Genomic DNA, 26,341 nt, shown 5'->3' on the forward strand with positions numbered 1-26,341 from the left:
CGTTGGTCATACAGCTCTTGCAGTTTGGTCAAAAGGGTCGGCAACTTGCAACAGCGGCCGGTTGCTGTCGTAACGGGTACGCTCCAGCAAGGTTTCGGGGATGGCATGCAGATAAACAACCGTGCCGTTTTGGCGCAAAATCTGTCTGTTTTCACTGCGTAATACGGAGCCGCCACCGGTCGATAAAACGATATTGCGCCGGGAAGCGAGCTTCTTCAACATATTGGTTTCGCGGTTTCGGAAGCCTTCCTCCCCTTCCATCTCAAAAATGGTCGGAATGGATACGCCCGAAGAAGTGCAGATTTCGTAGTCGCTGTCGTAAAACGGGCATTCAAACATTTGGGCAAGCTGCTTGCCCAAAGTGGTTTTGCCCGCGCCCATCAGCCCGATTAAAATTAAATTGCCGTTGATTTTTTCCATGAGGGTCATTTTATACGATATGGTGGTTTCGTGGAAAAGTTCGTGGTTTTTCAGACGGCCTGAAACGAAAGGCTGTCTGAAAACGAAAACAGGCATACCTTTGCAGATATGCCTTTTTGTCATTCTAAAATCAATAACGCAGATTGTTACCCACATTATCCATAATGCGCGGCGTGATAAAAATCAACAGCTCACGGCGGTTTTCACGTTTGCCGCGTGATTTGAACAGATTGCCGACAACAGGAATATCGCCCAAAACAGGTACTTTGTTCACCGCATTGGTGCTTTCTTCCTCGTAAATACCGCCGACAATCAGCGTACCGCCATCTTCAACCATGGCTTGGGTATTCAAGTGTTTGGTGTTGATACACTTGGTTGTCAGAGAATCCACGGTACAGTCGATCGGGGTATCGCGATTAATCTTCACAGTCATGATGATTTGACCGTCAGGCGTAATGTTCGGCGTTACGGTCAAGCCCAAAACGGCTTTCTTGAAGGTAATCGAAGTCGCACCGCTGGAAGAAGCCTCTTGGTAAGGAATTTCCGTACCGGATTCAATTTTGGCTTCTTTGCGGTCTTGCGTCAGCACGCGCGGATTGGAAATGGTTTTGCTCTTACCTTGTTCTTCAGACGCGCTGATTTCCAAACCCAATGCGCCGGACGAGAACGCACGCACCAGCGCAATACTGTTGACTGCGGCTGCGGTCGGCAGGCTGACGTTTGGATCCAAAGTCCATGTGCGGTAGCCTACGTCACCACGGTTAAACGAAGCATTGGTATTGTAGTTGGTTTGTGCATTGCTCCAGTTGCTGCCCCATGCGTTACGGCCGCTCGCACCACCGGAACCGAATTTAACGCCCAAATTACGGAAGAAGGTATCTTCTGCTTCGACAATGCGCGCTTCAACCATCACTTGACGGGTTGGAACGTCCAATTCATCAATCAGTTTGCGGAATTTCTCAATCACGCCGCGGTTGTCGGTCACGATCAGCGTATTGGTAGCCGGATCGATTAAGGCGCTGCCTCGGTTGCTCAACAGAGTATTGCGGGTATTGGAATTATTGCTGTCGTATTCTTCCAAGCGCAGAATTTTGCGGAATTCTTCCACGTTTTTGTATTTCAACTGGAAGGTTTGAGAATACAGCGGACCCAGTTCGGCAATCTCTTTTTCAGCCTGCAAGAAGGCTTTGTCTTTTGCCAACAATTCATCGCGAGGTGCGATATTGATGATGTTGCCTTGACGGCGCATATCCAAATTGCGCGCCTGCATAACCAAGTCTAAAGCCTGATCCCAAGGTACATCTTTCAAGGACAGGGTCATGGTGCCTTTGACGGTATCGCTGGCAACAATATTCACACCGGATTCTTTTGCCAAAATCTGCAAGATGGTACGAACTTCTACATCTTGGAAATCCAAAGAAATTTTACGGCCTTTGAACGATTTGTTTGCATTTTGATTCAAACCGCCGGATTCGGTATTGGCGGCTTTAGGCGATACTTCAAATACAAAACGGCCGGAAGAGGCTTTGGTATTGATGTCCCAATTCGCATTATTGTTGCGGATAATGAGCTGGGTAGAATTACCGATACGTTTGAGCGTAACGTTTTGTACAGGCGTATTGAAGTCAGCCACATCCAAACTGCGTTGCGCTTGTGTCGGCAGCGTATGGTTTTTCAATGTCACAACCACGCGGTCGCGCTGCTGTTTAATGTCCGGCTGTCCGCTGAAACCCGGGGCAGACAATTCAATAATGCCGGAATTGCGTGCGCCTTTGCGGAAATCGATATTGGCTGCTGAAACAGCTTGATAAGTCTGAGCAGCACGCGCAGTAGACGGCGTAGCCACACGTTCATTTGCAACGGCCGCATTGGTTTGGTCAGTAGATTCGTTTACAAACACCCAAACTTCGTTGCCGCGAATCTCAGTATTGTATTGGCTGATTTTGTTCAAACCCAAAACCACGCGTGCGCGGTCATTGTTTTGCGCCGCAGTAATTTGATTCAACAATGGGTCGGCATATTCCAAAACAGGCTGAGGCAAACGGATATTAGTGTTGGTAAAATCCAATGCGATACGTGCCGGAGTAGATGTTACAAAACCATGGGGTGTAGTGACGTCTTTGTCGAAACGGATTTTGATAATTTTTTGGTTGTCAGGCAAAGTGGAAACGTTGATATCGGTAATATTGCCTGCAAAGGCCGTCTGAACAGCGAGGGCAACGCTGAAGCCGGCAAATAATTTTGTCATGTGCTTGGTTTTCATAATTGAGTGAGACCCCTAAATTAATTTGAATTCGAACTATCTGAGCTATTGGAAGAATCCGCCTCTTTACTGCTCAATGGCAATTCGGCCTTCCGGTACACCCAGTTGCCGTAGCTGTCTTCAACTTGCTCGGTCAAGATAATTTTATCTTCGGTAATACTTTGGATTCTGCCGTAATTCTGACCGATGTAGTTTCCGGGATAAACGGTATAAACATGGTCGTTGACCTTGATAAATCCGGAAACTTTGCCGCCACTTTGCAGCGTTCCGACAAAGGCCATATTTTCCAAACTGAAGGCTTCCAATGTTTCTTTCGGACGGTTCACATCCGGCGCATTGCCGCCTTTAGGGGCAGTGTCCAAACGGCGTGAATCAAACGCATTCATGCCTTTAAAGTTCGGCGGGTTATACGGCTTAGGCAATGTAACCGTCGGCTCTTCAAACGGAATAATCTTGGATTTTGCTTCCTGACGGGTTTGCGTCATCCATTGAGTCAAATCTTCATAGCTTTGCGTACAGGCTGCCAAGGGAAGAAGACTTAAGAGTAAGATGATTTTTTTCATGATTTCCCTATTCTTTTATTTTTGCTCATTCTCGGCAGGTTTGCCTTCTTCTTGTGCCTGTTGCGCAGCCAATTCGGCAGCAATCTCTTCGGCCGGACGTGCTTTATAAGTCGTCGCAATCGCGCTCAATGTCAATTCGCCTTTATTGCCTTTGCCTTCTTTATCCTCGCTTGCGTTCACGAGTTTCAAAGAATCTAAAGTAATAATGCGCGACAAATCGCCTACATCACGGGTAAATTGGCTGATCTGAGAGTATTTGCCTGTGATGGAAATCTGATACGGCAGTTTTTGAATCGGACCATCGTTTTCAGGTTGGAGCGGTGCAACACTGTCCAAACGCAATCCGTTGGTTGAACCTGCCTGATGCAGCTCTTGAATCAGGTTCGGAATTTCCGCATCGGTCGGTAATTGTTTCAACAAAACATCAAATGCAGAACGGATCGAAGCCAATTCAGCCTTCAAATTGTTCAAGCTTGCCGCCTGAATGCTTTTACGCGTAAAGGTTTCCTTCAGCTCTGCTTCTTTAGCTTCCTGCGTATTCAAGGTTTCAATCTGATCTTTAAATACGCCGACATAGCCCAAAGCCAGCATACCGACAATCAACAAACCTGCCAGCAAAAGTTTTGAAGGCATATTGAGAAGGTACAGGTTTTGCACGTCCAATTGTTTCAGGTTTTTAGATGCCATTATTGAGCCTCCGGAGCAGGTTCTGCCACAGGTTCGGCCGTTTCACCGCTGCTTTGGGCAGTCGGTGCAGGAGCCGGCGTATTCACTTGGTTGATTGAAGATTTCAAAGTAAATTCTTGGTAGTTATCTACTTTTTTAATGCTCAACAATTCAGGCTGCAAGAAAATACCTGTACTTGGCAGGGAGCGCATCATAACGGCGATTTTATTGTCGCTGACGGCATGGCCGCTGATTTTATAGCTGGTCGGGCTTTCTGCTTCCAACGCAGTCAAATAAGTATTATCGGGCGTAAGCGCATTCAAAGAATCAAGGATATAAGCCGCTTGATAGCGTTTTTCCTGCAACTCTTCCACTTTCAGCTTCTTGGCCAAGAAGGCTTCTTTTTCTTGCTGAAGTTTATCGATTTCGCCCAATTCCCTATCAAGTCTGTCGATTTCGGTTTGCAGGAAGTTGTTGCGGCCTTCTTGATTGCTGATGGCGCTGTCAATACCGAGATAGGTAGCGGCCGCCAAGCCCAAACCCACTGCAAAAGCGCCAAGCATCAATACTTTGAATTGCTGCTGCTTGCGCTGTTTAATCTCTTCCCGATACGGAAGAAGGTTGATTCTGGTTAATTCGATCATGTTCTCAAAGTCCCCTTAATGCCAATCCGAACGCCAAAGTCAGTGACGGCGCATCAATTTGAAACTGCGGCAATTCTACTTTTGCACTGCGTTCCACATATGAAATCGGATGCAGATATTCTGTTGCCGTATTGGTTTGCGAGAAAATGCTTTCCGCCAAACCTGCCTGCTGCGCGGTAAAGCCGGTCAGCAGGATGTGTTTGATATTGGCGAAAGAATCAGTGGCCTGCGTGGTATAGTAAAATTGCAAAACACGCTGAACTTCTTGCGCAACCTGTACGTTAAAACGGTCGGCAATCTGAGATTGGTAGTCGGAAGGCTTGTTTTGGGAAGCCATCATTTGCGCGGCTTTTTCTTCAGTTACCTGATAAGTACGCTGAATAAGCTGATTGAGCTGCTCTGTGCTGACCGGCGTTTCTTGTTTGTAAAGGATACGGCCGTTTTGCAGAATCAGGGCATACATTTGCGTCGCATGAATGCCGAACACGGCAACTTTTTCCTCTGCCATTTCGGGAGCATGCGTATTCATCCAATGAACAAAGGCATTGCGTTGCGCCAGCAAGTCTAAATCCAAAGCGGACAAAGGCAGACCGGCATTTTCAAACATTTCAATGCGTGGCTCGACATCGTCTTTTTTGGCGGCAACAGCTAAAACATGCTGGCCTGAACCGACTTCTTCGGCTTGAAAGTCGTAGTTCATTTCTTCAATAGGCGCAAATTGGCCGACTTCCGCTTCGACAAACTCTTCCAAATCCAAATCGGTATCACGCGGGTTGTAAATAATTTGCTCGACTGTCGCCAAATTTTGTGGCACAGCCGCAACAATATTTTTGCAAGAACTGCGTAATTGTGTGTAAGTATGTTGGATGTAAGTAGCAAGCTGATCGTAGTCTTGAATTTTGTTGCCTTTGACAATATTTTTAGGCAATTTGGTAATAACGTATTTTTCCAGCTGAATTTGGTTTAAACTACGGCCTGTCAGTTGTACCATCTTAATGGCATGTTGGCTGATGTCGACGCCGATGGCAGAGCGGTTGTTCAATCCGCTAGAAGCCTTGCCTGTTTTGGTATCTTTCGTGCTTTTAAATAAGCGCATGATTTGACTTCCCTGTATCATTTAGGAGTGAGTAACTGTTTCGTTATCCGTAAAGGACTTCTTATTCTTTACACAGTATTGACTGCGGCTGATAGAAATCGTTTCCCATTTTACTTTATTTATCGCCATTAATGGCAAAATTATTACTTAGTCATGATTAAAAAGATTATAACGACCTGCCTGGGTCTCTTATTGGGACTGGCTCTTTTCGGTGTGGGGCTGATTGCGATTGCAATTTTGGTTACCTATCCGAAGCTGCCGTCTTTGGACACTTTACAACACTACAAACCCAAAATGCCGCTGACGATTTATTCTTCAGATGGCCAAGTGATTGGCGTTTACGGCGAGCAACGGCGTGAATTCACCAAAATCGGTGACTTTCCCAAAGTTTTGAAAAATGCCGTGATTGCCGCCGAAGACAAACGCTTCTACGACCACTGGGGTGTGGACGTTTGGGGTGTGGCGCGCGCCGCGATCGGCAACGTTATGGCCGGCGGCGTCCAATCCGGTGCCAGTACGATTACGCAACAGGTTGCCAAAAACTTCTACCTGAGCAGCGAGCGTTCGTTCACCCGTAAATTCAACGAAGCCCTGTTGGCCTACAAAATCGAGCAGTCTTTAAGCAAAGACAAGATTTTGGAGCTGTACTTCAACCAAATCTATTTGGGTCAACGTGCTTATGGTTTCGCCTCCGCCGCCCAAATTTATTTCAATAAAAATGTTAATGAATTAACATTGGCGGAAGCCGCCATGCTGGCCGGCTTGCCTAAAGCACCTTCTGCCTACAATCCGATTGTGAACCCTGAGCGTGCCAAACTGCGTCAGGCTTATATTCTGAACAATATGCTGGAAGAAGGCATGATTACCCTGCAGCAACGCGATCAGGCTTTGAAAGAAGAGTTGCATTACGAGCGTTTTGTACAAAACATCGATCAAAGCGCCCTGTACGTTGCTGAAATGGTGCGTCAAGAGCTGTTTGAGAAATACGGTGAAGATGCCTACACTCAAGGCTTCAAGGTATATACCACCGTCGACACCGCACACCAGCGCGTGGCCACCGAAGCCCTGCGTAAAGTTCTGCGCAACTTCGACCGCGGCAGCAGCTACCGCGGTGCAGAAAACTACATTGACCTAAGCAAAAGCGACAACGTAGAAGAAACCGTCAGCCAATACCTTTCTACACTTTACACCGTCGATAAAATGATTCCGGCGGTTGTATTAGAAGCCTCCCGCAAAGGTGTACAGATTCAGTTGCCGAGCGGTCGTAAAGTCACGCTGAACAGCCACGCTTTAGGCTTTGCCGCCCGTGCCGTCAACAACGAAAAAATGGGCGAAGACCGCATCCGCCGCGGCTCCGTCATTCGTGTTAAAGGCAGTGGCGATATCTTTACCGTCGTTCAAGAGCCTTTGTTGCAAGGCGCATTGGTGTCTTTAGATGCGAAAACCGGTGCAGTCCGTGCATTGGTCGGTGGCTACGACTACCACAGCAAAACCTTCAACCGCGCAACTCAAGCCATGCGCCAACCCGGCTCGACGTTCAAACCGTTCGTTTATTCCGCCGCTTTGGCAAAAGGCATGACTGCCTCCACCATGATTAACGATGCGCCGATTTCCCTGCCAGGCAAAGGTGCAAACGGCAAAGCGTGGAACCCGAAAAATTCAGACGGCCGATATTCCGGTTACATCACGCTGCGCCAGGCTTTGACCGCTTCGAAAAACATGGTGTCCATCCGCATTCTGATGTCTATCGGTATCGGTTACGCACAACAATACATCCAACGCTTCGGCTTCAAGCCGTCTGAAATTCCTGCCAGCCTGTCTATGGCTTTGGGTACAGGAGAAACCACGCCGTTGCGTATTGCAGAAGGTTACAGCGTCTTTGCCAACGGCGGTTACAAAGTATCTGCCCACGTCATCGACAAAATCTACGACAGCCAAGGCCGTCTGAGAGCGCAAATGCAACCTTTGGTAGCCGGTGAAAACGCACCTCAGGCCATTGACCCGCGCAACGCCTACATCATGTACAAAATCATGCAGGACGTTGTCCGTGTCGGTACCGCACGCGGTGCAGCCGCACTCGGCCGCTCCGACATCGCCGGTAAAACCGGTACCACTAACGACAACAAAGATGCATGGTTTGTCGGCTTCAACCCTAGCGTTGTGACTGCCGTCTATATCGGCTTTGACAAACCGCGCAGCATGGGTCGTGCAGGTTACGGTGGTACAATCGCCGTACCGGTTTGGCTGGAATACATGCGCTTCGCCCTGAAAGGCACCAGCGTCAAACCGATGAAAGCGCCTGAAGGCGTGGTTTCGAACGGCGGCGAAGTGTATATGCGCGAACGCATGACCACCAGCTCCGACCTGGCCTTGGACAACAGCGGCGTTGCACCGCGTCCCGCTCAACCTGCCCGTCGCGCGGTTCCGAATGAAAACCGCCGCACCGAGAGCGGCAATGCGCCAGCCCGTGAAGAATCAGACGAAACCCCAGTTCTACCAAGCAATACCGGCAACAATAACAGACAACAACTGGACTCTCTGTTCTAATGTTCTAAAGCAAGGCCGTCTGAAACGTTCAGACGGCCTTTTTCAAGAAAATTCAAAGCAAAACCATGATTGATTTACACTGCCATTCGACCGTTTCAGACGGCATGCTCTCCCCAACCGAAGTTGTCCGACTCGCCCGTCAAAACGGTTGCACCCTACTCGCCCTGACCGACCACGACCACACCGGCGGACTTGCCGAAGCGCGCGCCGAAGCCAATACCCTCGGCCTCCCCTTCGTCAACGGCGTGGAAATATCCGTCACTTGGCGCGGCCGCACCATCCACGTTGTCGGCTTGGACTTTGACGAACACAACGAAACCCTGCAAAGCCTGCTTGCCGAAGTCCGCAAAGGCCGTCTGAAACGATTGGAAGTCATCGCCGCCAAATTGGAGAAAAAAGGCATAACAGGCACGTATGAAGGCGCGCTGGCATTAGCTGCCAACAAAGAAATGGCCAGCCGCACCCACATTGCCGAATTCCTCATCCGCGAAGGCCATGTCAAAAACAAACAGCAGGCATTTACCAAATATCTGGGCGACGGCAAATCCTGTTCCGTCAGACACGAATGGGCCACACTGGAAGACTGCGTAGCCGCGATTACAGGCGCAGGCGGCATGGCCATTATCGCCCACCCGATGCGCTATGAATTATCCGCCACCGCCAAACGAAACCTGTTTCAAGAATTTAAAAATCTCGGCGGCGCAGGGATTGAAGTACACAGCGGCAACTGCTGCAAAAACGACCGCCTCAACTATGCCCTGCTTGCCGACCGCTTCGACTTTCTCGCCAGTGCAGGCAGCGACTTCCACCGCCCCAACGACTTCAGCGGCGGCATACTCGGCGCCTGCCCCGACTTACCCGAACAATGCCGCCCGGTCTGGGAACACTTTAAGGCCGTCTGAATTTTTGACAGCAATTTTTCAGGACGGCCCGCCAAGTATGAGACAGTTATAAACATATCACACTCTACATATTGAAACTGCCTGCCCGATACACCATAATAACCCTATAAATACCCCAAAAATAAAGGTTAACGCCATGTGCCAACTGCTCGGCATGAATTGCAACACTCCCACAGACATCATGTTTTCTTTTGAAGGCTTCCGCCGTCGTGGCGGCATTACCGACCACCATGCCGACGGCTTCGGTATCGGTTTTTTTGAAGGCAAAGGCGTGCGCTTGTTTCACGACGACAAGCCCAGCGCCAACTCTCCCGTTGCCGACTTGGTGCGCGCCTACCAAATCAAATCTGAAAACGTTATCGCCCATATCCGCAAGGCCTCACAAGGCCAGACCTCATTGGCGAACACTCATCCCTTTATGCGTGAGATGTGGGGCGAATATTGGTTGTTTGCACACAACGGCCATTTGATTGATTTTTTTCCCGAGCAGGGCGAGTACTACCATGCCGTCGGTTCAACCGATTCCGAACGCGCATTCTGCTTTATCCTCAACCGCCTGCGCAGCCGCTTTGCCACCAAACCCGAACCTGAAGTTTTGTTTGATGCCATTGCCGGCCTGACTCATGAAATTCGCCGCTATGGCTTGTTTAATTTCGTGATGTCCAACGGCGACTGCCTGTTTGCCCACGCCAGCACCTTGCTGCACTACATCGTGCGCAAAGCCCCGTTTGGCAAAGCGCGTTTGCTGGACGATGATGTCATGGTCGATTTTTCAGAAGTGACCACCCCGAACGATAAAGTTTCCGTCATCGCCACCCTGCCCCTGACGCGAGATGAAACCTGGTCACAATTGGCAGTCAATGAATTGGTGATGTTTCAAGACGGCGACATTGTCCTCAGTGACCGCCCCGAAAATCCGGTTTATATGAGTACGGAAGAAGGTTTGGAAATCGCCCGTGCCGTCGGCGTATCGGTTTGACGGTTGATTGGCTGAAAAACTCAAGGCCGTCTGAAAAGCCCAACTTCGCCAAAGTTGCCCTTTCAGACGGCCTTTTTATACTTAATCCAGCGAAAAGCCTTTACTATACGAAAATAACGCAATCCGCTACAATAATAGTTCACAAACAATAAATTCAATTGCTTAGCGACCTTGCCGAGCGTATGACAAGGAAACCCGATGAAGTGCCCGTTTTGCCAACACCCCAACACACAAGTAGCCGACTCGCGATGGCTGGAAGACACCAACAGCATCCGTCGCCGTCGCAAATGCTTGGAATGCGGACAACGCTTCAGTACCTTTGAAACCGTTGAAATGCGGATGCCGCAAGTCATCAAATCCAACGGTACACGGGTTCCCTTCAATGCACACAAACTGCAGACCAGCCTTGAGCGCGCGCTGCACAAACGCCCTGTTACACAAGAACAAATCGATGAAACCGTTGCCCTTATCGAGCAACGCCTCTACCGTTTGGGCAAAAAAGAAGTCGCTTCGCGCATCGTCGGCGAAATGGCGATGGAAGAGCTGGCAAAAATCGACCAAGTTGCTTATGTCCGCTTCGCGTCTGTCTATAAAAGCTTTAAAGACGTTTCCGAATTCACCCAAGTCATCGCCGAATGCAAAGCCAAATAAGGCCGTCTGAAACCATGTTTTCCGCACTTGATACCCAAATGATGCAAACCGCCCTCGAGCTGGCCAAGCTTGGGCGGTTTTCTACTTCCCCCAATCCCCGCGTCGGTTGCGTGATTGCACACGGCGCCCAAATCATCGGACAAGGTTTCCACGTCAAAGCAGGCGAGCCGCACGCTGAAGTTCACGCATTAAGGCAGGCCGGAGCGGCGGCCAAAGGCGCAACAGCCTATGTCACGCTGGAACCTTGCAGCCATTACGGCCGCACACCGCCATGCGCCGAAGCGCTGGTTCATTCCGGTGTAACGCGCGTGGTCGCCGCCATGACCGACCCTAATCCATTGGTCGCAGGCAAAGGCTTATCCATGCTGGAAGCCGCCGGAATCCGTACCGAAAGCGGTTTGTTGGAAGCTCAGGCACGCGAGCTCAACCGCGGTTTCCTGTCGCGTATCGAACGTGGCAGACCGTTTATCCGCCTCAAATGCGCCGCCAGTTTGGACGGCAAAACCGCCCTTTCAGACGGCCGCAGCTTTTGGATTACCGGCGAAGCGGCGCGCGAAGACGTACAAATTCTCCGTGCCGAAAGTTGCGCTGTTCTGACCAGTATCGGTACCGTACTTGCCGACAACCCAAAACTCAACGTCCGCAGTTTCCCCACCCTGCGCCAACCTGCGCGTATCGTCTTGGACAGCCAACTGCAAATCCCTTTGGACTGCCACCTCGTTACCAATACCGACAGCCCGACCGTTATCGTTACCCTTTCCTCAGACGAACAACGTTTGCAGGCTCTAAGTGCATTTGAACATATCCGCATCATCAGGCCGTCTGAACACATCAACGGCCGCATCAATCTTCTTTCACTCATGCCGCAACTGGCAGAACTTGGCTTTGGCGAAGTTCTGGTAGAAGCCGGCTCAACACTTGCTTCAGCCTTCCTGAAGGATGACTTGGTGGATGAAATCGTCCTCTACCAAGCGCCAAAACTATTGGGCGCAGGCAAACCTCTTTTCTCCCTCCCTGAAAATCCGGCCGCCCTACTTTCAGACGGCCCTTGGCAAAGTCAATCAGTAGAAATCATCGGACAGGACATTAAATGGGTTCTCCGGAAAAAATCCGTCTAATTGCCTCAACTTAATAATCAAACCACTTTTAATAGTATATATCTATCATTTACATAGCAATAAATGTAATTTTTTCGTCAATATATTATAATGACTTTAGCGTATTCCAATTTAAAACTTTGACTTAAGTTAACTATCCTCAAGCCGATTGTCGACAAATTTTCCTTTTTTTCATCACGAAATAATGGATTATTAAGATAAGTTAAGCCACGAAAATTTATTAAAAGTTTTTATTCTAGAAGGGTTTTAAACGGCATAAACGGTAGTTTCATTTCATGAATCATACATTTGACAAAACAATATCTAAAATCAAAACATGTGGTTGAATGTAATTTCTAAAAATTAAGCATTCAAAAATACCGTTTCCATACCATAGAGGCCGCCTGAACGACCGTTAAACTTTTTTGATTGAGACGAATCAGATAAGTGCTTATGATTTTGTCTAATGTAATTATAAGTATGGTTTTAAGGCTTCACACGATACGGCAGCCGGCTATGGCTATGCGGTTGCAGCAAACAACTCAGGCATCGGGCAAACACTCCCGATTTACTCATTCATTACACGAAAGACATCATGAAAAACATTACGATACAAAAATTTGCCGATAAGACCGCAAAAATCGGCATCGTTGGCTTAGGCTACGTCGGTTTACCACTGATGTTGCGCTATGTGGATATCGGTTACCAAGTTTTGGGTTTCGACATTGACACCAACAAAGTCAACAAGCTCAACAAAGGCGAAAGCTACATTGAGCATATCCCTTCCGACAAAATTGCCGCTGCTTCCAACAGCCTGTTTGAAGCAACGACCGACTTCTCCCGCATCGGCGAAGTAGAAGCCGTCATTTTGTGCGTACCGACTCCGCTGAACAAATACCGCGAGCCGGACATGAGCTTTGTGATCGACACTACCGATGCGGTAAAACCTTACCTGCGCGCCGGTCAAGTGCTGTCTTTGGAATCTACCACCTATCCCGGCACTACCGAAGAAGAATTACTGCCGCGCATGGAAGAAGGCGGCTTGAAAGTCGGTCAAGACGTGTTCTTGGTTTACTCTCCTGAGCGTGAAGACCCGGGTAACCCTAACTTTGAAACCCGTACCATTCCAAAAGTCATCGGCGGCCATACCCCTGCTTGTTTGGAAGTCGGCCTTGCGCTGTACCAACCTGCCATCGATAAAGTTGTTCCAGTAAGCTCCACCAAAGCGGCCGAGCTGACCAAACTTCTGGAAAACATCCACCGCGCCGTAAACATCGGCTTGGTGAACGAGATGAAAATCGTTGCCGACAAAATGGGCATCGATATTCACGAAGTCATCAATGCCGCTGCAACCAAACCGTTCGGCTTCGTTGCTTATTACCCAGGCCCTGGCTTGGGCGGCCACTGTATCCCTATCGACCCGTTCTACCTGACTTGGAAAGCACGCGAATACGGCGTAAACACCCGTTTCATCGAATTGGCCGGTGAAGTAAACTCCCACATGCCCGACTACGTTATCGAAAAAGTCGGCTTGGCTTTGAATGACCACAACCGTTCTATCAAAGACAGCAAAATCTTGGTATTGGGTATCGCCTACAAGAAAAACGTGGACGATATGCGTGAAAGCCCGTCTGTGGAAGTTATGGACCGTCTGCACAAACTGGGCGCAGTGGTTTCCTACTCTGACCCGCACGTTCCAGAGTTTCCGCACATCCCCGGCCACCACTACTTCGACCTGAAGAGCGAAGCGCTGACTCCTGAAACTGTCGCCCAATACGATTGCGTGGTTCTGACCACCGATCACGACAAATTCGACTATGACATGATCACCGAACATGCCAAGCTGATTGTCGATACTCGCGGCAAATTCCCAGTGAAAAATCCTAAAGTCATCAAAGCATAATCTTGATTCAGACGCATCCGGCTGCCTCCGGTTTCTCCGACCGGGACGGCGGCCGGTTTCTCAAGGCCATTTGTTTTTTCAGACGGCCTTGGGAAACCGGCAACGGTAACAACGCATCTCTTACAAAAAACGCTCAGCTCGAACTTCCGGCCGTCTGAAAACAAATAATATGAACGCGAAAAAAATCCTCGGCTACGCATTGGGCCCGGTAGGAAGCGCCGCCTTCGGCCTGCTTTCCCTGCCGCTCATCTCATGGTACTTCCCTGCGGAAGACATCGGCCGTATCGTACTCTTGCAGACCATTGCCGGACTGAGCATCCTGTTGCTGGGCTTGGGGCTGGACCAATCCTATATTCGCGACTATTACGCAGTTAAAGACAAGGCCGCGCTGTTCAAATCCGTTTTTTTATCGCCATTGATTCTGACTGTGGCGATTGTGGTTTTAGTGTTATTGATAAACGCATCATGGCCGTCTGAAATCATTTTCGACATCCCCAGTGCAAATTTGGGGATTCTCTTCCTGATTTTCTTGGCCACCACGCTGATTATCCGTTTTTTAGCCTTGATTTTGCGGATGAAAGAGCAGGCACTGGCTTTTTCCGTCAGTCAGCTTGCGCCGAAATTTTTGATTTTGGTGTTGGTTTTTGCCGTGATCGCTTCCGGCCTGCCCGCCAATACCACTTCGCTGGTTTTTGCCTACACCGCCGCCCAAGTGCTGACCGTTGCGCTGTTGATCTATCAGCTGCGCCGAGACCTGCAAGCTGTTTCCCATGCGAAATGGTCGTCCGAGCTGCATCGAGACGGCCTGCGCTACGGTCTGCCGCTGGCATTCGGCAACTTGGCCTATTGGGGTTTGACTTCGATTGACCGCTTTGTCCTCAAAAACATCTCTGGTTTGGACGAATTGGGCATTTACTCGATGGCGGTCAGTTTCGGCGCCGTCGCCCTAATTTTCCAAAGCGTGTTTTCCACCATTTGGGCGCCTTTGGTGTTCAAATGGGTAGAAGAAAACACCAATCTGGACAAAATCGGCGACATCACGCTTTCCATGACCGTCCTCATCAGCGCAATGATTTGCCTCATCGGGATTTTCTCGCCGATGGCGACTTGGATACTGCCGGAAAAATACACGCAGGTTCAATTTATCCTGCTCTCGTGTATGCTCTTCCCCCTGTTTTACACGCTGACCGAAGTCAGCGGCATCGGTTTGAACGTCGTCCGCTCGACTTGGCTGATTACCGTCATCAACATCGTTGCCTTTATCGCCAATACCGCCCTGCTCTATCTGCTGGTACCGAAATTCGGTGCAAAAGGTGCGGCTATGGCCAGCGCAACGGCTTTTTGGCTGTTTTTCATCTTGAAAACCGAATTCTCTTCACGCCTATGGCAACCTTTGCCGCGCCTGAAGATTTATACCAACTCAACGCTCTGCCTGATGATCTGCCTTGCCTACACTTGGCTGGGTACGCGCGACAACTACATTTGGTTTGCGCTGGCATGGGCAGTCGGACTGGGTTTCCTGTTCCTAAAATACAAACACGCATTATTTGCCGCGACCGAAAAAATCAAAGCCAAATTAAACCGTTCGGCAAAATAGCCAACCTGAGATTCACGTCTCTACGATAACAACAGAACGACTATGAAAATAAAACGTCTGAACTTATACACTTACATCCTATACATCATGCTCGCAGCCTATATGCTGGGGCCCGCGCTGTCCTTTAAGGTCGGCGTGCCGCGTATCGACAACCCGCTGACCCTGATATTTGTACTGCTTGGTTTTGTCGTATTTTTTCTGGAAAGCAAGCATATTCCGCGCAAGATTTTTGCCATGCTCTGCGCCCTGACCGCCATGTGCATCTGGCCTGCCATCCACATGGGCATTACATCGCTGACGCCGACGCAGTACATGGATATTTTGTTTTTTATGGCGGTTCCGGCTTTCTTCTACTTGTTTTACCAAGTATTGAAGCGCGCCGACGACCCTTTGGGAACGATTCAGAAGTTCCTCATCGTATTTACGCTGTTTATCGCCGTGCCGCCGTTTGCAGAACTGGCCACCGGTATTCAGTTTGTGAGTGCCAGCGATGAGTTGGCTATTGATGAAGGCTCGCTCAAAGGCTTGTTCTTTAACCCGAACAACCTTGCCGCCACTGCAGTCTGCCTTGCGCCTGCCATTTTGTTTTTCTTCCAACTCCAAGGACGGAAACACAAAGAAAAACTGCTGGGCTGGGGCTTGTTCCTGCTGTTGGGCATGGCCATTTTCGCCAGCGTATCGCGTACCGCCATCGGCTGTTACCTGTTGATTTTGCTGGTTTATACCGCCTATCGCAAAAACGGTTTTATTACGGTCGGCGTAGCTGGTTTGCTGGCGTTGGTGTTATCGATGATTCCGTCACGCGCTATTGCGGAATTTTTGCTGTCACTCAACGGCAACCAGTTTTTGGAACGCTTTTCCAGCCGCGTGTACCTCTTCCTGTACGACTTGGGCAGCGACAACTCCGTGTCCTACCGTCAGGAGATTTACAACTACTTCTGGAATAATCCGCCCCTGCTGCTGACCGGCTACGGTCCTAAAAACTTCCGCGAATATTTCGGCGGCCATTTGAGCGGCAGCTTAGGCTTTGAAAATCCGCACAGCTTCATCATCGAGCTGTATCTGGGTTTCGGCATGATTTCCTTACTCGGCTTTATTGCCTTTGTGGCGTGTTATTTCCTCTACATCGCCTCAAACCGCGCAGTAACCGGCAAATCACGCGTTTTGGCTTGGGTTGCCTTGGGCATTTTCCTGTTGGCCGGTTTTATTCCGTCCACCATTTTGCGTATGCCGTTTATCTGGCTGCCCTGCCTGCTGATTTTTATTTACAGCGTATTTGTTGCGCCCAAGCTGAAAGATATGGCCGCTTACGCATACAACGAAACACTATACGATACGAAGAAATCATCATGAAAATCATCCTGACTACCTCCATGTCCGGCCTCGGTGGCACTGAAAACGCCACTTTCCGCCTCGGCCGCCTGCTCAAACAACGCGGACACGATATCGTATTGGCCTCTTCAGACGGCCCTTTGATTCAGGAAGCACAAGCATTGGGCATTCGTTGGCAGCCGATTGATTTTTACCAAGGCGGTCTTTTGGGTTACGTCAAAGGCATGTTTGCCTATATGAAACTGCTGAAAAAAGAGAAACCTGATGTGATTCACTGCCAAATGGCGCGTATCGTTCCGGCCTGCGCCATTGCGGCCAAGTTTGCCTCGCCGAAAACCAAAGTGTTCTACCACGCGCGCGGCCTTGATCCGGAAACTTATCCGAAAATTGCCAAGCTTTTCGACAAGCTGGGCGTGTACATCATCGGCAACTGCAAACACGAACGCGAAAAACTCATCCGTTACGGTTTCCCTGCCAACCGCATCACCTACACTTACAACGCCCTGCACAAAGCAGATTTCGTTCCTGAAAAAACGGTTAAGGACTATGTCCAACTGGGTACGCTTTCCCGTTTGGACACCGTCCGCGCCGTGCATCTGATGTTGGATATTTTAAAGAAAATGGTTGACCGCGGCATGCCTGTACGCCTCAACGTTGCAGGTATCGGCGAAGAAATGGACAACCTCAAAGCCCAAGCCAAACGTTTGGGTATTGAAGACAAAGTTACCTTCCTCGGCGGCGTCCGCGACTTGACCGGCTACTTCAAAGAAGTCGATATTTTGGTGAACACGCCGCATTGCGTAGGCGACCACGGCGCAGGTGTCGGTAACAATATTTTGGAAGCCGGCCTTTACGACACACCTGTCGTGACCTACAACATGGCGGGCATTTCCGAAATGGTCATCACCGGCCAAACCGGCTACTGCATTCCTTTCGGCGATGACGAAGCGTTTATCGAAGCCGTCGATACACTCATCAAGCATCCTGAGTTGCGCGGTCAAATGGGCAAAGCCCTGCACAAACACGTTGAGACCTTATGCTCCGACGACGAAATCTACCGCACCACCATGGCTGCGTACGAAATGTAAGGCCGTCTGAAACATGAACATTATCATCGTCGCCCCTTATTGCTCGCTACCGTCCGAGCCGCATTTCAACCGCTTCTGGTATCTTGCCGAACTGTTGTCGCAATCGCATGACGTGTTGCTGATTACCAGCAACTTCAAGCACTACGACAAATCTTTCAGACGGCCTGAAGATGCCGAGGCCGCCTCGCAAGGCCGTCTGAAAGTCATGCTGTTGGAAGAAAGCGGATACAGCAAAAACGTGTCTTTGGGACGCGTGACCAGCCATCACCGCTTCGTCAAACATTTTGAAAAATGGTTGGAAAACTGCCGTCCTGGCGAACAAGACGTCGTCTTTTCCGCCTATCCGCTGATTGCCACCAACCTACTGTTGGGCAAACACAAAACGCGTTTGGGCTACAAACTGATTGTCGATGTACAGGACGTATGGCCGGAGTCTTTCTCCTCAGTCATACCGTTTTTGAAAAAAGTACCGCACAACCTGCTGCCCTTTGCTTCACGTGCCAACCAAGCCTACCGCTACGCCGATGCGCTGGTTGCCGTATCGCAGACTTATCTCGACCGCGCCAAAGAAGCCAATCCGAACGTACCCGGCGAAGTCGTCTATATCGGCGCGGATTTTCCCAAACTTGATGCTGCGCCTGCCAAAGATTTTGGCGACGACAAAACCCGCTTTTTCTACTTGGGCACGCTCAGTTACAGCTATGACGTGGAAACCGTGTGCAAAGGCATTCGTAAGCTGTTGGACGCCGGCGAAAACGTCGAGTTGCACATCATGGGCGGCGGCCCCGATTTGGACAGGCTCAAACAATATGCCTGCGACGGCATCAAGTTTTACGGCTACATTCCTTACGCCGAAATGATGTCGGTCGCCAAAGGCTGCGACATCTCCGTCAACGCCATCCACTCTTACGCCATGCAGTCGATTACCAACAAACTGTCCGACTATATGGCTTTGCAAAAACCGATTCTGAACAGCCAGGTTAACGACGAAGTTGCCGAAGTCCTTACCCTGCTGCCGCATGCGAACTACCGTTCCGGCGATGTGGACGGTTTCGTTCAAGCCGCCAAAGATATTCTGAAGCGCAAAAATGATCCTGTTCAGTCCGAAGAAATCGTCCGCCGTTTCAAGCGCGACGTTGCCTATCAAAAAATCGTCAACCTGATTGAAAGATTAGCTCATGAATAAATTTTTCAAACGCCTGTTTGACATTGTTGCCTCCGCTTCAGGGCTGATTATCCTGTCGCCTGTGTTTTTGATTTTGGTGTACCTCATCCGCAAAAACTTAGGCTCGCCCGTGTTCTTCATCCAAGAGCGGCCGGGCAAGGATGGCAAACCGTTTAAAATGATTAAATTCCGCTCCATGCGCGATGCAATCGATAAAGACGGCAACCCACTACCGGACAGCGAACGCCTGACCGATTTCGGCAAAAAATTACGTGCCACCAGTTTGGACGAACTTCCTGAATTATGGAATGTCTTAAAAGGCGAGATGAGTCTAGTTGGCCCTCGTCCGCTGCTGATGCACTACCTGCCGTTGTACAACGACTTCCAAAACCGCCGCCACGAAATGAAACCGGGCGTAACCGGTTGGGCGCAAGTCAATGGCCGCAACGCCATTTCATGGGACGAAAAGTTCGCCCACGATGTTTGGTACATCGACAACTTCAGCTTTTGGCTGGATATCAAAATTTTGTTCCTGACGGTTAAAAAAGTCTTCGTCAAAGAAGGCATCTCAGCCGAAGGAGAAGCCACCATGCCTTATTTCACGGGTAATAAAACTGATGAAAAAAAATAACATACTGATTCTGTCGGCAGGTCGCCGCGTCGAATTGGTGCAGGACTTCCAAACCGAAGCCGCACGTTTTTCAGACGGCATCGGCGTATTTGCCACTGACCTCAATCCCCACATGTCTTCAGCCTGCCATGTTGCCGACCGCGCTTTCAGCGTGCCGCGCATCGACGCAGCCGAATACATCGACAGCATTTTCGAACTGGCCAAACAAAACAACATCGGCCTGATTGTGCCGACCATCGATACTGAACTGCTCAAGCTGGCCGAAGCACGTGACCGTTTTGAAGCCGAAGGAATACATATCGTCATTTCCGACGCCAAACTGATTACCCTGTGCCGCGACAAGCGCTTGACCGCAGGCTTGTTTGCACAATACGGCATCCGTTCGCCTGAAATTTACGAACGGGACAGCCTAGTCTTCCCATGTTTTGCCAAGCCTTACGACGGCAGCCGCGCCATCGGTGCGAAAAAAATCAACACACAGGCCGATCTGACCGCCAACATTGCCGAAGACCCGAAAATGATGTTCGCCCAATATATCGATATTGAAAATGCTTTTTCCGAGTTTACCGTCGATATGTATTACGACCGTCAAGGCCGTCTGAAATGCGCCATTCCTCGCGAACGTTTGGAAGTGCGCACCGGCGAAGTCAGCAAAGGCGCAACCCGACGCAATGCCCTGTATGAAGAGCTGGTTGAAAAAATGGTCGTATTGGAAGGCGCACGCGGCTGCATTACCGCGCAATTTTTCGTCAGCAAAACCGACAACACGACCTACGGCGTGGAAATCAACCCGCGTTTCGGCGGCGGTTTCCCACTGACTTACGCCGCAGGCGGCAACTATCCCGGCTGGCTGATTCAAGAATATATCAGCGGCCAAGATGTCCCTTTCTCCGACGACTGGGAAAACATTTAATCATGCTTCGTTACGATGCTAAGGTTTTGGTAAGAGAACATGATTAAGCCGGAAGAATCCGTCATCGTCTTCGATCTTGACGATACGCTTTACTCTGAGTACGACTACAAATGCTCCGGAATACAGGCAGTTGTAGGGATAATTACGTCGCTTTACCCACAATACGATGCTGACGTACTAAATGAAATTGCCGACAATAAAAGTAAAGACTGGCTCGACAATTTGTGTCATCATTGCAAATTAAACGAACTAGAGAAACAATCACTTTTGTGGCAATATCGACTACATAGGCCTGTTATCCGACCCTATGTCGAACCGTCTTTTTTACGGAAGCTGATGCGCCCCTTTGCCGCACGCGCCCTGATTACAGACGGCCGCAGTCTGACACAGCGTTTGAAAATACAGGCCTTGGGTTTGACCGATTTGTTTGACGACATTTTGATTTCGGAAGCCATGCAATCGGAAAAACCCGACGACAAGCGTTTTGTCTTCCTGCAAAACAAATATCCGGCTGCAAAACGTTTCATCTACATCGGCGACAACATCAAAAAAGATTTTGTCGCACCCAACAAACTGGGTTGGCTCTCCATAGGCATCATGCCTAAGCCGCACAATATTCATCAAGCCGAGCCCGAGCAATACGGTCGTGAATACCAGCCTACCCTTTGGATAAACACCCTGGAAGAATTGACTACACTGACAACTTCCGCCACCGAAAAAGCAAATGCATAAGGGACATTTCTCCATGAAAATCTTATTTATGGGTCGCAAACAGGTTTCCGCCAACCTGCTTCGTTTTTTGACCAAACAAGACCATATCGAAATCGTCGGTGTCTTGACCGACAGCCATCTGCAAGGCTCGCCGACCATGGCCGCCGCGCAGGAATTGGGCTTGCCCCTGTACACCTTCGATACGGCTTTGGAAGCAATGCGAGAAGGCCGTCTGAAATACGATTTGGGCTTGTCCGTCCTTTACTGGCGCAAGCTGCGTGATGAATTCCTGAGCATTCCGATTTTAGGCACGATAAACTTCCATCCTGCGCTGTTGCCCGAATACAAAGGCACGGGCGGCTACAACCTGGCCATCATGGATGAGCTAAACGAATGGGGCAATACCGCCCACTACGTCGATGCTTCCATCGATACCGGCGAAATCATCGAGGTGGACCGTTTCCCTATCGACGCTGAAACAGAAACCGCCCAATCGCTCGAACGCAAAACCATGCAGGCATTGGAAGATTTCGCACGACGCATCATCACCCGCGCCATCGAGTCGAAAACCAAATTGCCGACCACGCCAAACATCGGTGGCCGCTACGTCAGCCGTGACGAAATGGAAGCCATGAAGCAAATCCGCGACGGCGACGATGTGGAGAAAAAAATCCGCGCCTTCTGGTTCCCTCCTTACGACGGCGCATACGTCGAAATCAACGGTCAGAAATACACCCTGATCAACCGCCAACTGCTGGAAGAAATCGCCCCCAAAGGCTCAACCAGTCTTTTCGCAGGAAAAACAAATGCTTAATACATCACTCTCCCCATGGCCAAGCTTTACTCAAGAAGAAGCCGATGCCGTTTCCAAAGTCCTACTGTCCAACAAAGTCAACTACTGGACAGGTACGGAATGTCGCGAATTTGAAAAAGAATTTGCTGCTTTTGTCGGCACGCAATACGCCGTCGCCCTTTCCAACGGTACGTTGGCTTTGGACGTAGCCCTCAAAGCAATGGGCATCGGCCAAGGCGACGATGTGATTGTCACTTCGCGCACTTTCTTGGCTTCCGCATCCTGCATCGTGACCGCCGGCGCAAATCCGGTTTTCGCCGATGTCGATTTGAACAGCCAAAACATCAGCGCCGAAACCATCAAAGCTGCTTTGACGCCAAACACTAAAGCCATCATCGTGGTTCACCTTGCCGGTATGCCTGCCGAAATGGACGACATCATGGCTTTGGCAAAAGAACATAACTTGTGGGTTATCGAAGACTGCGCCCAAGCGCACGGCGCGAAATACAAAGGCAAATCCGTCGGCTCTATCGGCCATGTCGGCGCATGGTCGTTCTGCCAAGACAAAATCATGACCACCGGCGGCGAAGGCGGCATGGTGACCACCAACGACAAAGAGCTGTGGAGCAAAATGTGGTCGTACAAAGACCACGGCAAAAGCTATGACGCCGTGTACCACCGCGAACACGCACCCGGTTTCCGCTGGCTGCACGAAAGCTTCGGTACCAACTGGCGCATGTTGGAAATGCAGGCGGTCATCGGCCGCATCCAGCTCAAACGTATGCCCGAATGGACGGCGCGCCGCCAAGAAAACGCCGCCAAACTGGCTGAAAGCTTGTGCAAATTCGCCAGCATCCGTTTGGTTGAAGTGGCCGACTACATCGAACACGCGCAATACAAGTTCTACGTTTTCGTCAAACCCGAACACCTGAAAGACGGCTGGACGCGCGACCGCATCGTCAGCGAACTGAACGCGCGCAAAGTCCCCTGCTATCAAGGCAGCTGCTCCGAAGTGTATTTGGAAAAAGCCTTCGACAACACGCCTTGGCGTCCGAAAGAGCGGCTGAAAAACGCTGTCGAGTTGGGCAACACCAGCCTGATGTTCTTGGTGCACCCAACCCTGACCGATGAAGAAATTGCGTTCTGCAAAGAAAACATCGAAGCCGTATTGACTGAAGCCACGGCATAATCATTTTCAGACGGCCTGCAACTTCAGGCCGTCTGAAAAAATAAAACAGCCTGCTTCAAACAATCCGTACCAAGCCACATTACAACACTCAGACACAAGAAATATAAAATGAACTTGGAAACCCTGCTGGCTCTGCCGCGCAATCTAAAAAAAACCTTCTTCGTCATCCACGATATCTTGATGATATTCGTGGCGTTTTGGTTTGCCCAAAGCCTCAAAGTGCAATATTCCGACGAATGGTTGAGTATCGCCAACTGGCTGGCTTTCGGCAGCACCGCTGTGCTGACCATCATCCTTTTCATCCGTATCGGCCTCTATCGCGCTGTCACGCGCTTCGTCAGCATCCGCGTCCTGACTGCCGCCGCATTCGGCAGCATTATTTCAGCGGTCTTGTTCTGCCTGACCACCCTGATTTTTGAACAAAAACTACACCTTGCCCTGCCCATCGTCTATTTCTTAGTCTTGGTGGTCGGCGTAACCAGCTCGCGCATGATCCTGCGTGCGATTCTGACCGACCATCACCGCAAACAGATGACCCCCGTCATCATCTACGGCGCAGGCCAATCCGGCCGCCAGTTGCTGGAAGCCATCAAACAGGTTAACGAATACTCGGCCATTGCCTTTGTCGATGACAACCCGAAAATCCAACGCACCGTCATCTATGACCTTGCCGTCTACAACCCCAACGAAATCCCGATGCTGATCAGCCGCTACGGCGTACGCAAAATTCTGCTGGCGATTCCAAGTTCTACGCCTGAAGAACGCAAAGACATCATCCGCCGCCTCGAAGCATACAAATGCGAAGTCCTGACCATTCCGGGCATGAAAGATTTGGTCGACGGCAAAATCAACGTCAGCTCATTGAAAAAAATCTCTGTGGTCGATTTGCTCGGCCGCGCACCTGTGGCACCGCGCCCTGAATTGATGAGCGCCGACATCAGCGACAAAGTCGTGATGGTAACCGGCGCAGGCGGCTCTATCGGCTCCGAACTTTGCCGTCAGATTCTCAACTGCCGTCCGACCAAACTGCTGTTGTTTGAATTGTCCGAATTTGCCCTGTACAGCATAGACAAAGAATTGCGCGAAACCCAAGCCGCGCAAGGCAGCCAAGTCGAAATCGTACCGCTTTTGGGTTCGGTTCAAAACAAAGAACGCCTTAGCAGCATCATGAAGGCCTATCACGTCGACACCGTTTATCATGCCGCAGCCTATAAACACGTCCCTATGGTAGAGTTCAACACCATCGAAGGCATTCAAAACAACGTGTTCGGCACACTCTGCTGCGCACAGGCTGCCGTAGATGCAGGCGTTTCCACCTTTGTTTTGATTTCCACCGACAAAGCCGTCCGTCCGACCAACACCATGGGCGCCAGCAAACGCATGGCCGAACTCTGCCTGCAAGCGCTTGCCGCCGAACCGGAACAAAAAACACGCTTCTGCATGGTGCGTTTCGGCAATGTATTGGGTTCGTCCGGCTCCGTTGTCCCGGTATTTGAAAAACAAATTGCCGAAGGCGGTCCGATTACCCTGACCCACCAAGACATTACCCGCTACTTCATGACCATTCCCGAAGCAGCGCAACTGGTTATCCAAGCCGGCGCAATGGGTAAAGGTGGCGACGTATTCGTCCTCGACATGGGTGAATCTGTCAAAATCATCGACCTTGCCCGTCAAATGATTGTCCTCAGCGGACTCAAAGTCAAAGACGAGCAACACCCGCACGGCGACATCGAAATCAAGATTACCGGCCTGCGCCCGGGCGAGAAACTTTATGAAGAACTGCTCATCGGTGATGAGGTGCAAAAAACCACTCATCCCCGTATTATGACCGCCAGTGAAGTAATGCTTCCATGGACGCAATTATCTGACATACTGTCGGAACTCCAAACCGCTTGTCTCCAAAGCGACCAAAACAGCCTGCGCCAGCTTTTGTTGCGCGCACCGACAGGCTTTGTACCTAAAGACGGCATCTGCGACTTGGTTTGGCAACAAAACAACAAGGCCGTCTGAACATTTTCAGACGGCCCGGACACCATACTGCAAGGACTACTACATGAAAAAAACGCTCTCCCTGCTTACTCTATTCGCACTGGCTGCCTGTAACAGCACGACAGTCATTCCCGGTTCGACCATCAAAACCCGAACCAAAACCATTGTTTACACCGATACCGACACCGCAGCCGATACCAACCTCGACAGCCGCGTTGCCGTTTACCCCATCACACCCAACCTGATTGAAAAAATGCGCAAGTCGCCTGTACTTTCCCAAAACAACCAAGGTTTGGAGCAAAGAAAAAGTGCTTACCGCTACCGCATCGGCAGCGGCGACGTCCTCAATATCATGGTTTGGGCGCACTCCGACCTCAACTCCCCTATCCAGCAAAGCAACCCGCAAACCAACCAAGTCAGCCGCGGTGCCTGGGTAGATGAGGGCGGTTACATCACTTACCCATTGGCAGGCAAAATTCAAGCCAAAGGCAAAACTTTGGACGAATTGCAAAATACCCTGACCAACCTTCTGAAACGCTACATCAAAAACCCTCAAGTCGCCATCAACGTTACCGAATTCCGTTCGCAACGCATTTCAGTATCCGGTGCCATCAACCAAGCAGGTCAGCTGCCGATTACCAATATCCCGATGACCATTTTGGACGCCATCAACCAGGCTGGCGGCGTTACCCAAAGTGCCGATACCCAGCACATCAAATGGACGCACAACGGCATCGACCGCACCATCTCCCTGCAAAACATGCTGCAATACGGCGATATGTCGCAAAACCACCTCCTCAGCCATGGCGACATCGTTTACGTTCCTAACAGCAGCAACAACAAAATCTACATCATGGGTGAAGTCGGCAAACAAGCCACCCTGCCGATCGGCAATCACGGCCTCAACCTGACCCAAGCGCTCGGCGAAGTGGGCGGCATGAACCAAGCCTATGCGGATGCAACCGGCGTATTCGTGATCCGTCGCGCACCAGAAGATGCGGCCAAACCTATCCACATCTACCAGCTCAACCTGAAAGATGCGACCTCTTACGCACTGGGCAGCGAATTCAAACTGCGCTCCGAAGACACCGTTTACGTTACCGCCGCCCCGGTTACCCGTTGGAACCGCGTAATGTCACAAATTACCAACTCCATCAGCAACGTCAACACCCTCGACAATACGTTTAAATAAGCAGTGGTTC

Annotated in this window: 21 protein-coding genes and 2 pseudogenes; 17 read left to right on the plus strand and 6 right to left on the minus strand. The window is 50.2% G+C overall.

What is annotated here, in order from left to right; genetic code table 11:
• From TW89_RS00645 to pilM, 6 genes and pseudogenes are all read right to left on the minus strand, one after another.
• Positions 1 to 420: pseudogene (locus TW89_RS00645) on the minus strand (shikimate kinase); the annotation flags it as partial.
• 130 nt (positions 421 to 550) lie between these two features.
• Positions 551 to 2,683, minus strand: a complete 2,133-nt coding sequence (gene pilQ / locus TW89_RS00650; protein WP_128580216.1) for a type IV pilus secretin PilQ — start codon at positions 2,681 to 2,683, stop codon at positions 551 to 553.
• Between the two features lie 20 nt (positions 2,684 to 2,703).
• The gene (locus TW89_RS00655) at positions 2,704 to 3,246 is read right to left on the minus strand and encodes a pilus assembly protein PilP (RefSeq protein WP_049344277.1); all 543 of its coding nucleotides are present in this window, start codon (positions 3,244 to 3,246) and stop codon (positions 2,704 to 2,706) included.
• 15 nt (positions 3,247 to 3,261) lie between these two features.
• On the minus strand, positions 3,262 to 3,933 hold the full coding sequence (locus tag TW89_RS00660; protein WP_128580217.1) for a type 4a pilus biogenesis protein PilO: 672 nt from the start codon (positions 3,931 to 3,933) through the stop codon (positions 3,262 to 3,264).
• Positions 3,933 to 4,556 carry a PilN domain-containing protein gene (locus tag TW89_RS00665; protein WP_128580218.1) on the minus strand — a complete coding sequence of 208 codons (624 nt, stop codon included), beginning with the start codon at positions 4,554 to 4,556 and terminating at the stop codon, positions 3,933 to 3,935. Before TW89_RS00665 ends, TW89_RS00660 begins: the two co-directional genes overlap by 1 nt.
• Positions 4,557 to 4,560: 4 nt before the next feature.
• On the minus strand, positions 4,561 to 5,652 hold the full coding sequence (gene pilM, locus TW89_RS00670; RefSeq protein ID WP_164836676.1) for a type IV pilus assembly protein PilM: 1,092 nt from the start codon (positions 5,650 to 5,652) through the stop codon (positions 4,561 to 4,563).
• Between the two features lie 153 nt (positions 5,653 to 5,805).
• On the opposite strand from pilM, the gene TW89_RS00675 reads away from it, so the two are divergent.
• The 17 genes and pseudogenes from TW89_RS00675 (at position 5,806) to TW89_RS00755 (ending at position 26,331) form a co-directional block, all read left to right on the plus strand.
• On the plus strand, positions 5,806 to 8,199 hold the full coding sequence (locus tag TW89_RS00675; RefSeq protein ID WP_128580220.1) for a penicillin-binding protein 1A: 2,394 nt from the start codon (positions 5,806 to 5,808) through the stop codon (positions 8,197 to 8,199).
• Positions 8,200 to 8,264: 65 nt separating this feature from the next.
• A complete protein-coding gene (locus TW89_RS00680; protein ID WP_128580221.1) occupies positions 8,265 to 9,101 on the plus strand; it encodes a PHP domain-containing protein in 837 nt (278 codons plus the stop codon).
• Positions 9,102 to 9,237: 136 nt separating this feature from the next.
• Positions 9,238 to 10,080, plus strand: a complete 843-nt coding sequence (locus TW89_RS00685) for a class II glutamine amidotransferase (RefSeq protein WP_128580222.1) — start codon at positions 9,238 to 9,240, stop codon at positions 10,078 to 10,080.
• 198 nt (positions 10,081 to 10,278) lie between these two features.
• Positions 10,279 to 10,731 carry a transcriptional regulator NrdR gene (gene nrdR, locus TW89_RS00690; protein WP_049333541.1) on the plus strand — a complete coding sequence of 151 codons (453 nt, stop codon included), beginning with the start codon at positions 10,279 to 10,281 and terminating at the stop codon, positions 10,729 to 10,731.
• A gap of 14 nt (positions 10,732 to 10,745) precedes the next feature.
• Positions 10,746 to 11,849, plus strand: a complete 1,104-nt coding sequence (gene ribD, locus TW89_RS00695; RefSeq protein ID WP_128580223.1) for a bifunctional diaminohydroxyphosphoribosylaminopyrimidine deaminase/5-amino-6-(5-phosphoribosylamino)uracil reductase RibD — start codon at positions 10,746 to 10,748, stop codon at positions 11,847 to 11,849.
• Between the two features lie 574 nt (positions 11,850 to 12,423).
• Complete coding sequence (locus tag TW89_RS00700; protein WP_128580224.1) at positions 12,424 to 13,731, plus strand: nucleotide sugar dehydrogenase; 1,308 nt, start codon at positions 12,424 to 12,426, stop codon at positions 13,729 to 13,731.
• Between the two features lie 169 nt (positions 13,732 to 13,900).
• Positions 13,901 to 15,328, plus strand: a complete 1,428-nt coding sequence (locus TW89_RS00705; RefSeq protein WP_128580225.1) for an oligosaccharide flippase family protein — start codon at positions 13,901 to 13,903, stop codon at positions 15,326 to 15,328.
• Positions 15,329 to 15,370: 42 nt separating this feature from the next.
• A complete protein-coding gene (locus TW89_RS00710) occupies positions 15,371 to 16,681 on the plus strand; it encodes an O-antigen ligase family protein (protein WP_128580226.1) in 1,311 nt (436 codons plus the stop codon).
• Positions 16,678 to 17,748 (plus strand): glycosyltransferase family 4 protein, encoded by a 1,071-nt coding sequence (locus TW89_RS00715; RefSeq protein WP_128580227.1) that lies wholly within the window; start codon positions 16,678 to 16,680, stop codon positions 17,746 to 17,748. The genes TW89_RS00710 and TW89_RS00715 overlap by 4 nt, the downstream gene beginning before the upstream one ends.
• A gap of 13 nt (positions 17,749 to 17,761) precedes the next feature.
• Positions 17,762 to 18,934, plus strand: coding sequence for a glycosyltransferase (locus TW89_RS00720; protein ID WP_128580228.1), 1,173 nt, complete (start codon positions 17,762 to 17,764; stop codon positions 18,932 to 18,934).
• Entirely contained in the window at positions 18,927 to 19,544 is a 618-nt protein-coding gene (locus tag TW89_RS00725; protein ID WP_049333552.1) for a sugar transferase, read from the plus strand. Before TW89_RS00720 ends, TW89_RS00725 begins: the two co-directional genes overlap by 8 nt.
• A pseudogene (locus TW89_RS00730) lies at positions 19,531 to 20,504 on the plus strand (ATP-grasp domain-containing protein). Before TW89_RS00725 ends, TW89_RS00730 begins: the two are co-directional and overlap by 14 nt.
• A complete protein-coding gene (locus TW89_RS00735) occupies positions 20,497 to 21,189 on the plus strand; it encodes an HAD family hydrolase (RefSeq protein ID WP_049336949.1) in 693 nt (230 codons plus the stop codon). The pseudogene TW89_RS00730 and the gene TW89_RS00735 overlap by 8 nt, the downstream one beginning before the upstream one ends.
• 13 nt (positions 21,190 to 21,202) lie before the next feature.
• Positions 21,203 to 21,982: a methionyl-tRNA formyltransferase gene (locus TW89_RS00740; protein ID WP_128580229.1), complete on the plus strand. Its 780-nt coding sequence runs from the start codon at positions 21,203 to 21,205 to the stop codon at positions 21,980 to 21,982.
• Positions 21,975 to 23,150, plus strand: a complete 1,176-nt coding sequence (locus TW89_RS00745) for a DegT/DnrJ/EryC1/StrS family aminotransferase (RefSeq protein ID WP_128580230.1) — start codon at positions 21,975 to 21,977, stop codon at positions 23,148 to 23,150. The genes TW89_RS00740 and TW89_RS00745 overlap by 8 nt, the downstream gene beginning before the upstream one ends.
• 108 nt (positions 23,151 to 23,258) lie before the next feature.
• Positions 23,259 to 25,160 carry a polysaccharide biosynthesis protein gene (locus TW89_RS00750; protein WP_128580231.1) on the plus strand — a complete coding sequence of 634 codons (1,902 nt, stop codon included), beginning with the start codon at positions 23,259 to 23,261 and terminating at the stop codon, positions 25,158 to 25,160.
• A gap of 43 nt (positions 25,161 to 25,203) precedes the next feature.
• Positions 25,204 to 26,331: a polysaccharide export protein gene (locus TW89_RS00755; protein WP_128580232.1), complete on the plus strand. Its 1,128-nt coding sequence runs from the start codon at positions 25,204 to 25,206 to the stop codon at positions 26,329 to 26,331.
• Positions 26,332 to 26,341 lie beyond the last annotated feature (10 nt).

It is taken from the genome of Neisseria flavescens (assembly GCF_001618065.1).
Classification (GTDB): Bacteria; Pseudomonadota; Gammaproteobacteria; order Burkholderiales; family Neisseriaceae; genus Neisseria; species Neisseria flavescens_A.

Bases quoted from the DNA above. Each gene is read 5' to 3' on its own strand.
- pilQ (WP_128580216.1), bottom strand. From the start codon at position 2,683: ATGAAAACCAAGCACATGACAAAATTATTTGCCGGCTTCAGCGTTGCC.
- TW89_RS00655 (WP_049344277.1), bottom strand. From the start codon at position 3,246: ATGAAAAAAATCATCTTACTCTTAAGTCTTCTTCCCTTGGCAGCCTGT.
- TW89_RS00660 (WP_128580217.1), bottom strand. From the start codon at position 3,933: ATGGCATCTAAAAACCTGAAACAATTGGACGTGCAAAACCTGTACCTT.
- TW89_RS00665 (WP_128580218.1), bottom strand. From the start codon at position 4,556: ATGATCGAATTAACCAGAATCAACCTTCTTCCGTATCGGGAAGAGATT.
- pilM (WP_164836676.1), bottom strand. From the start codon at position 5,652: ATGCGCTTATTTAAAAGCACGAAAGATACCAAAACAGGCAAGGCTTCT.
- TW89_RS00675 (WP_128580220.1), top strand. From the start codon at position 5,806: ATGATTAAAAAGATTATAACGACCTGCCTGGGTCTCTTATTGGGACTG.
- TW89_RS00680 (WP_128580221.1), top strand. From the start codon at position 8,265: ATGATTGATTTACACTGCCATTCGACCGTTTCAGACGGCATGCTCTCC.
- TW89_RS00685 (WP_128580222.1), top strand. From the start codon at position 9,238: ATGTGCCAACTGCTCGGCATGAATTGCAACACTCCCACAGACATCATG.
- nrdR (WP_049333541.1), top strand. From the start codon at position 10,279: ATGAAGTGCCCGTTTTGCCAACACCCCAACACACAAGTAGCCGACTCG.
- ribD (WP_128580223.1), top strand. From the start codon at position 10,746: ATGTTTTCCGCACTTGATACCCAAATGATGCAAACCGCCCTCGAGCTG.
- TW89_RS00700 (WP_128580224.1), top strand. From the start codon at position 12,424: ATGAAAAACATTACGATACAAAAATTTGCCGATAAGACCGCAAAAATC.
- TW89_RS00705 (WP_128580225.1), top strand. From the start codon at position 13,901: ATGAACGCGAAAAAAATCCTCGGCTACGCATTGGGCCCGGTAGGAAGC.
- TW89_RS00710 (WP_128580226.1), top strand. From the start codon at position 15,371: ATGAAAATAAAACGTCTGAACTTATACACTTACATCCTATACATCATG.
- TW89_RS00715 (WP_128580227.1), top strand. From the start codon at position 16,678: ATGAAAATCATCCTGACTACCTCCATGTCCGGCCTCGGTGGCACTGAA.
- TW89_RS00720 (WP_128580228.1), top strand. From the start codon at position 17,762: ATGAACATTATCATCGTCGCCCCTTATTGCTCGCTACCGTCCGAGCCG.
- TW89_RS00725 (WP_049333552.1), top strand. From the start codon at position 18,927: ATGAATAAATTTTTCAAACGCCTGTTTGACATTGTTGCCTCCGCTTCA.
- TW89_RS00735 (WP_049336949.1), top strand. From the start codon at position 20,497: ATGATTAAGCCGGAAGAATCCGTCATCGTCTTCGATCTTGACGATACG.
- TW89_RS00740 (WP_128580229.1), top strand. From the start codon at position 21,203: ATGAAAATCTTATTTATGGGTCGCAAACAGGTTTCCGCCAACCTGCTT.
- TW89_RS00745 (WP_128580230.1), top strand. From the start codon at position 21,975: ATGCTTAATACATCACTCTCCCCATGGCCAAGCTTTACTCAAGAAGAA.
- TW89_RS00750 (WP_128580231.1), top strand. From the start codon at position 23,259: ATGAACTTGGAAACCCTGCTGGCTCTGCCGCGCAATCTAAAAAAAACC.
- TW89_RS00755 (WP_128580232.1), top strand. From the start codon at position 25,204: ATGAAAAAAACGCTCTCCCTGCTTACTCTATTCGCACTGGCTGCCTGT.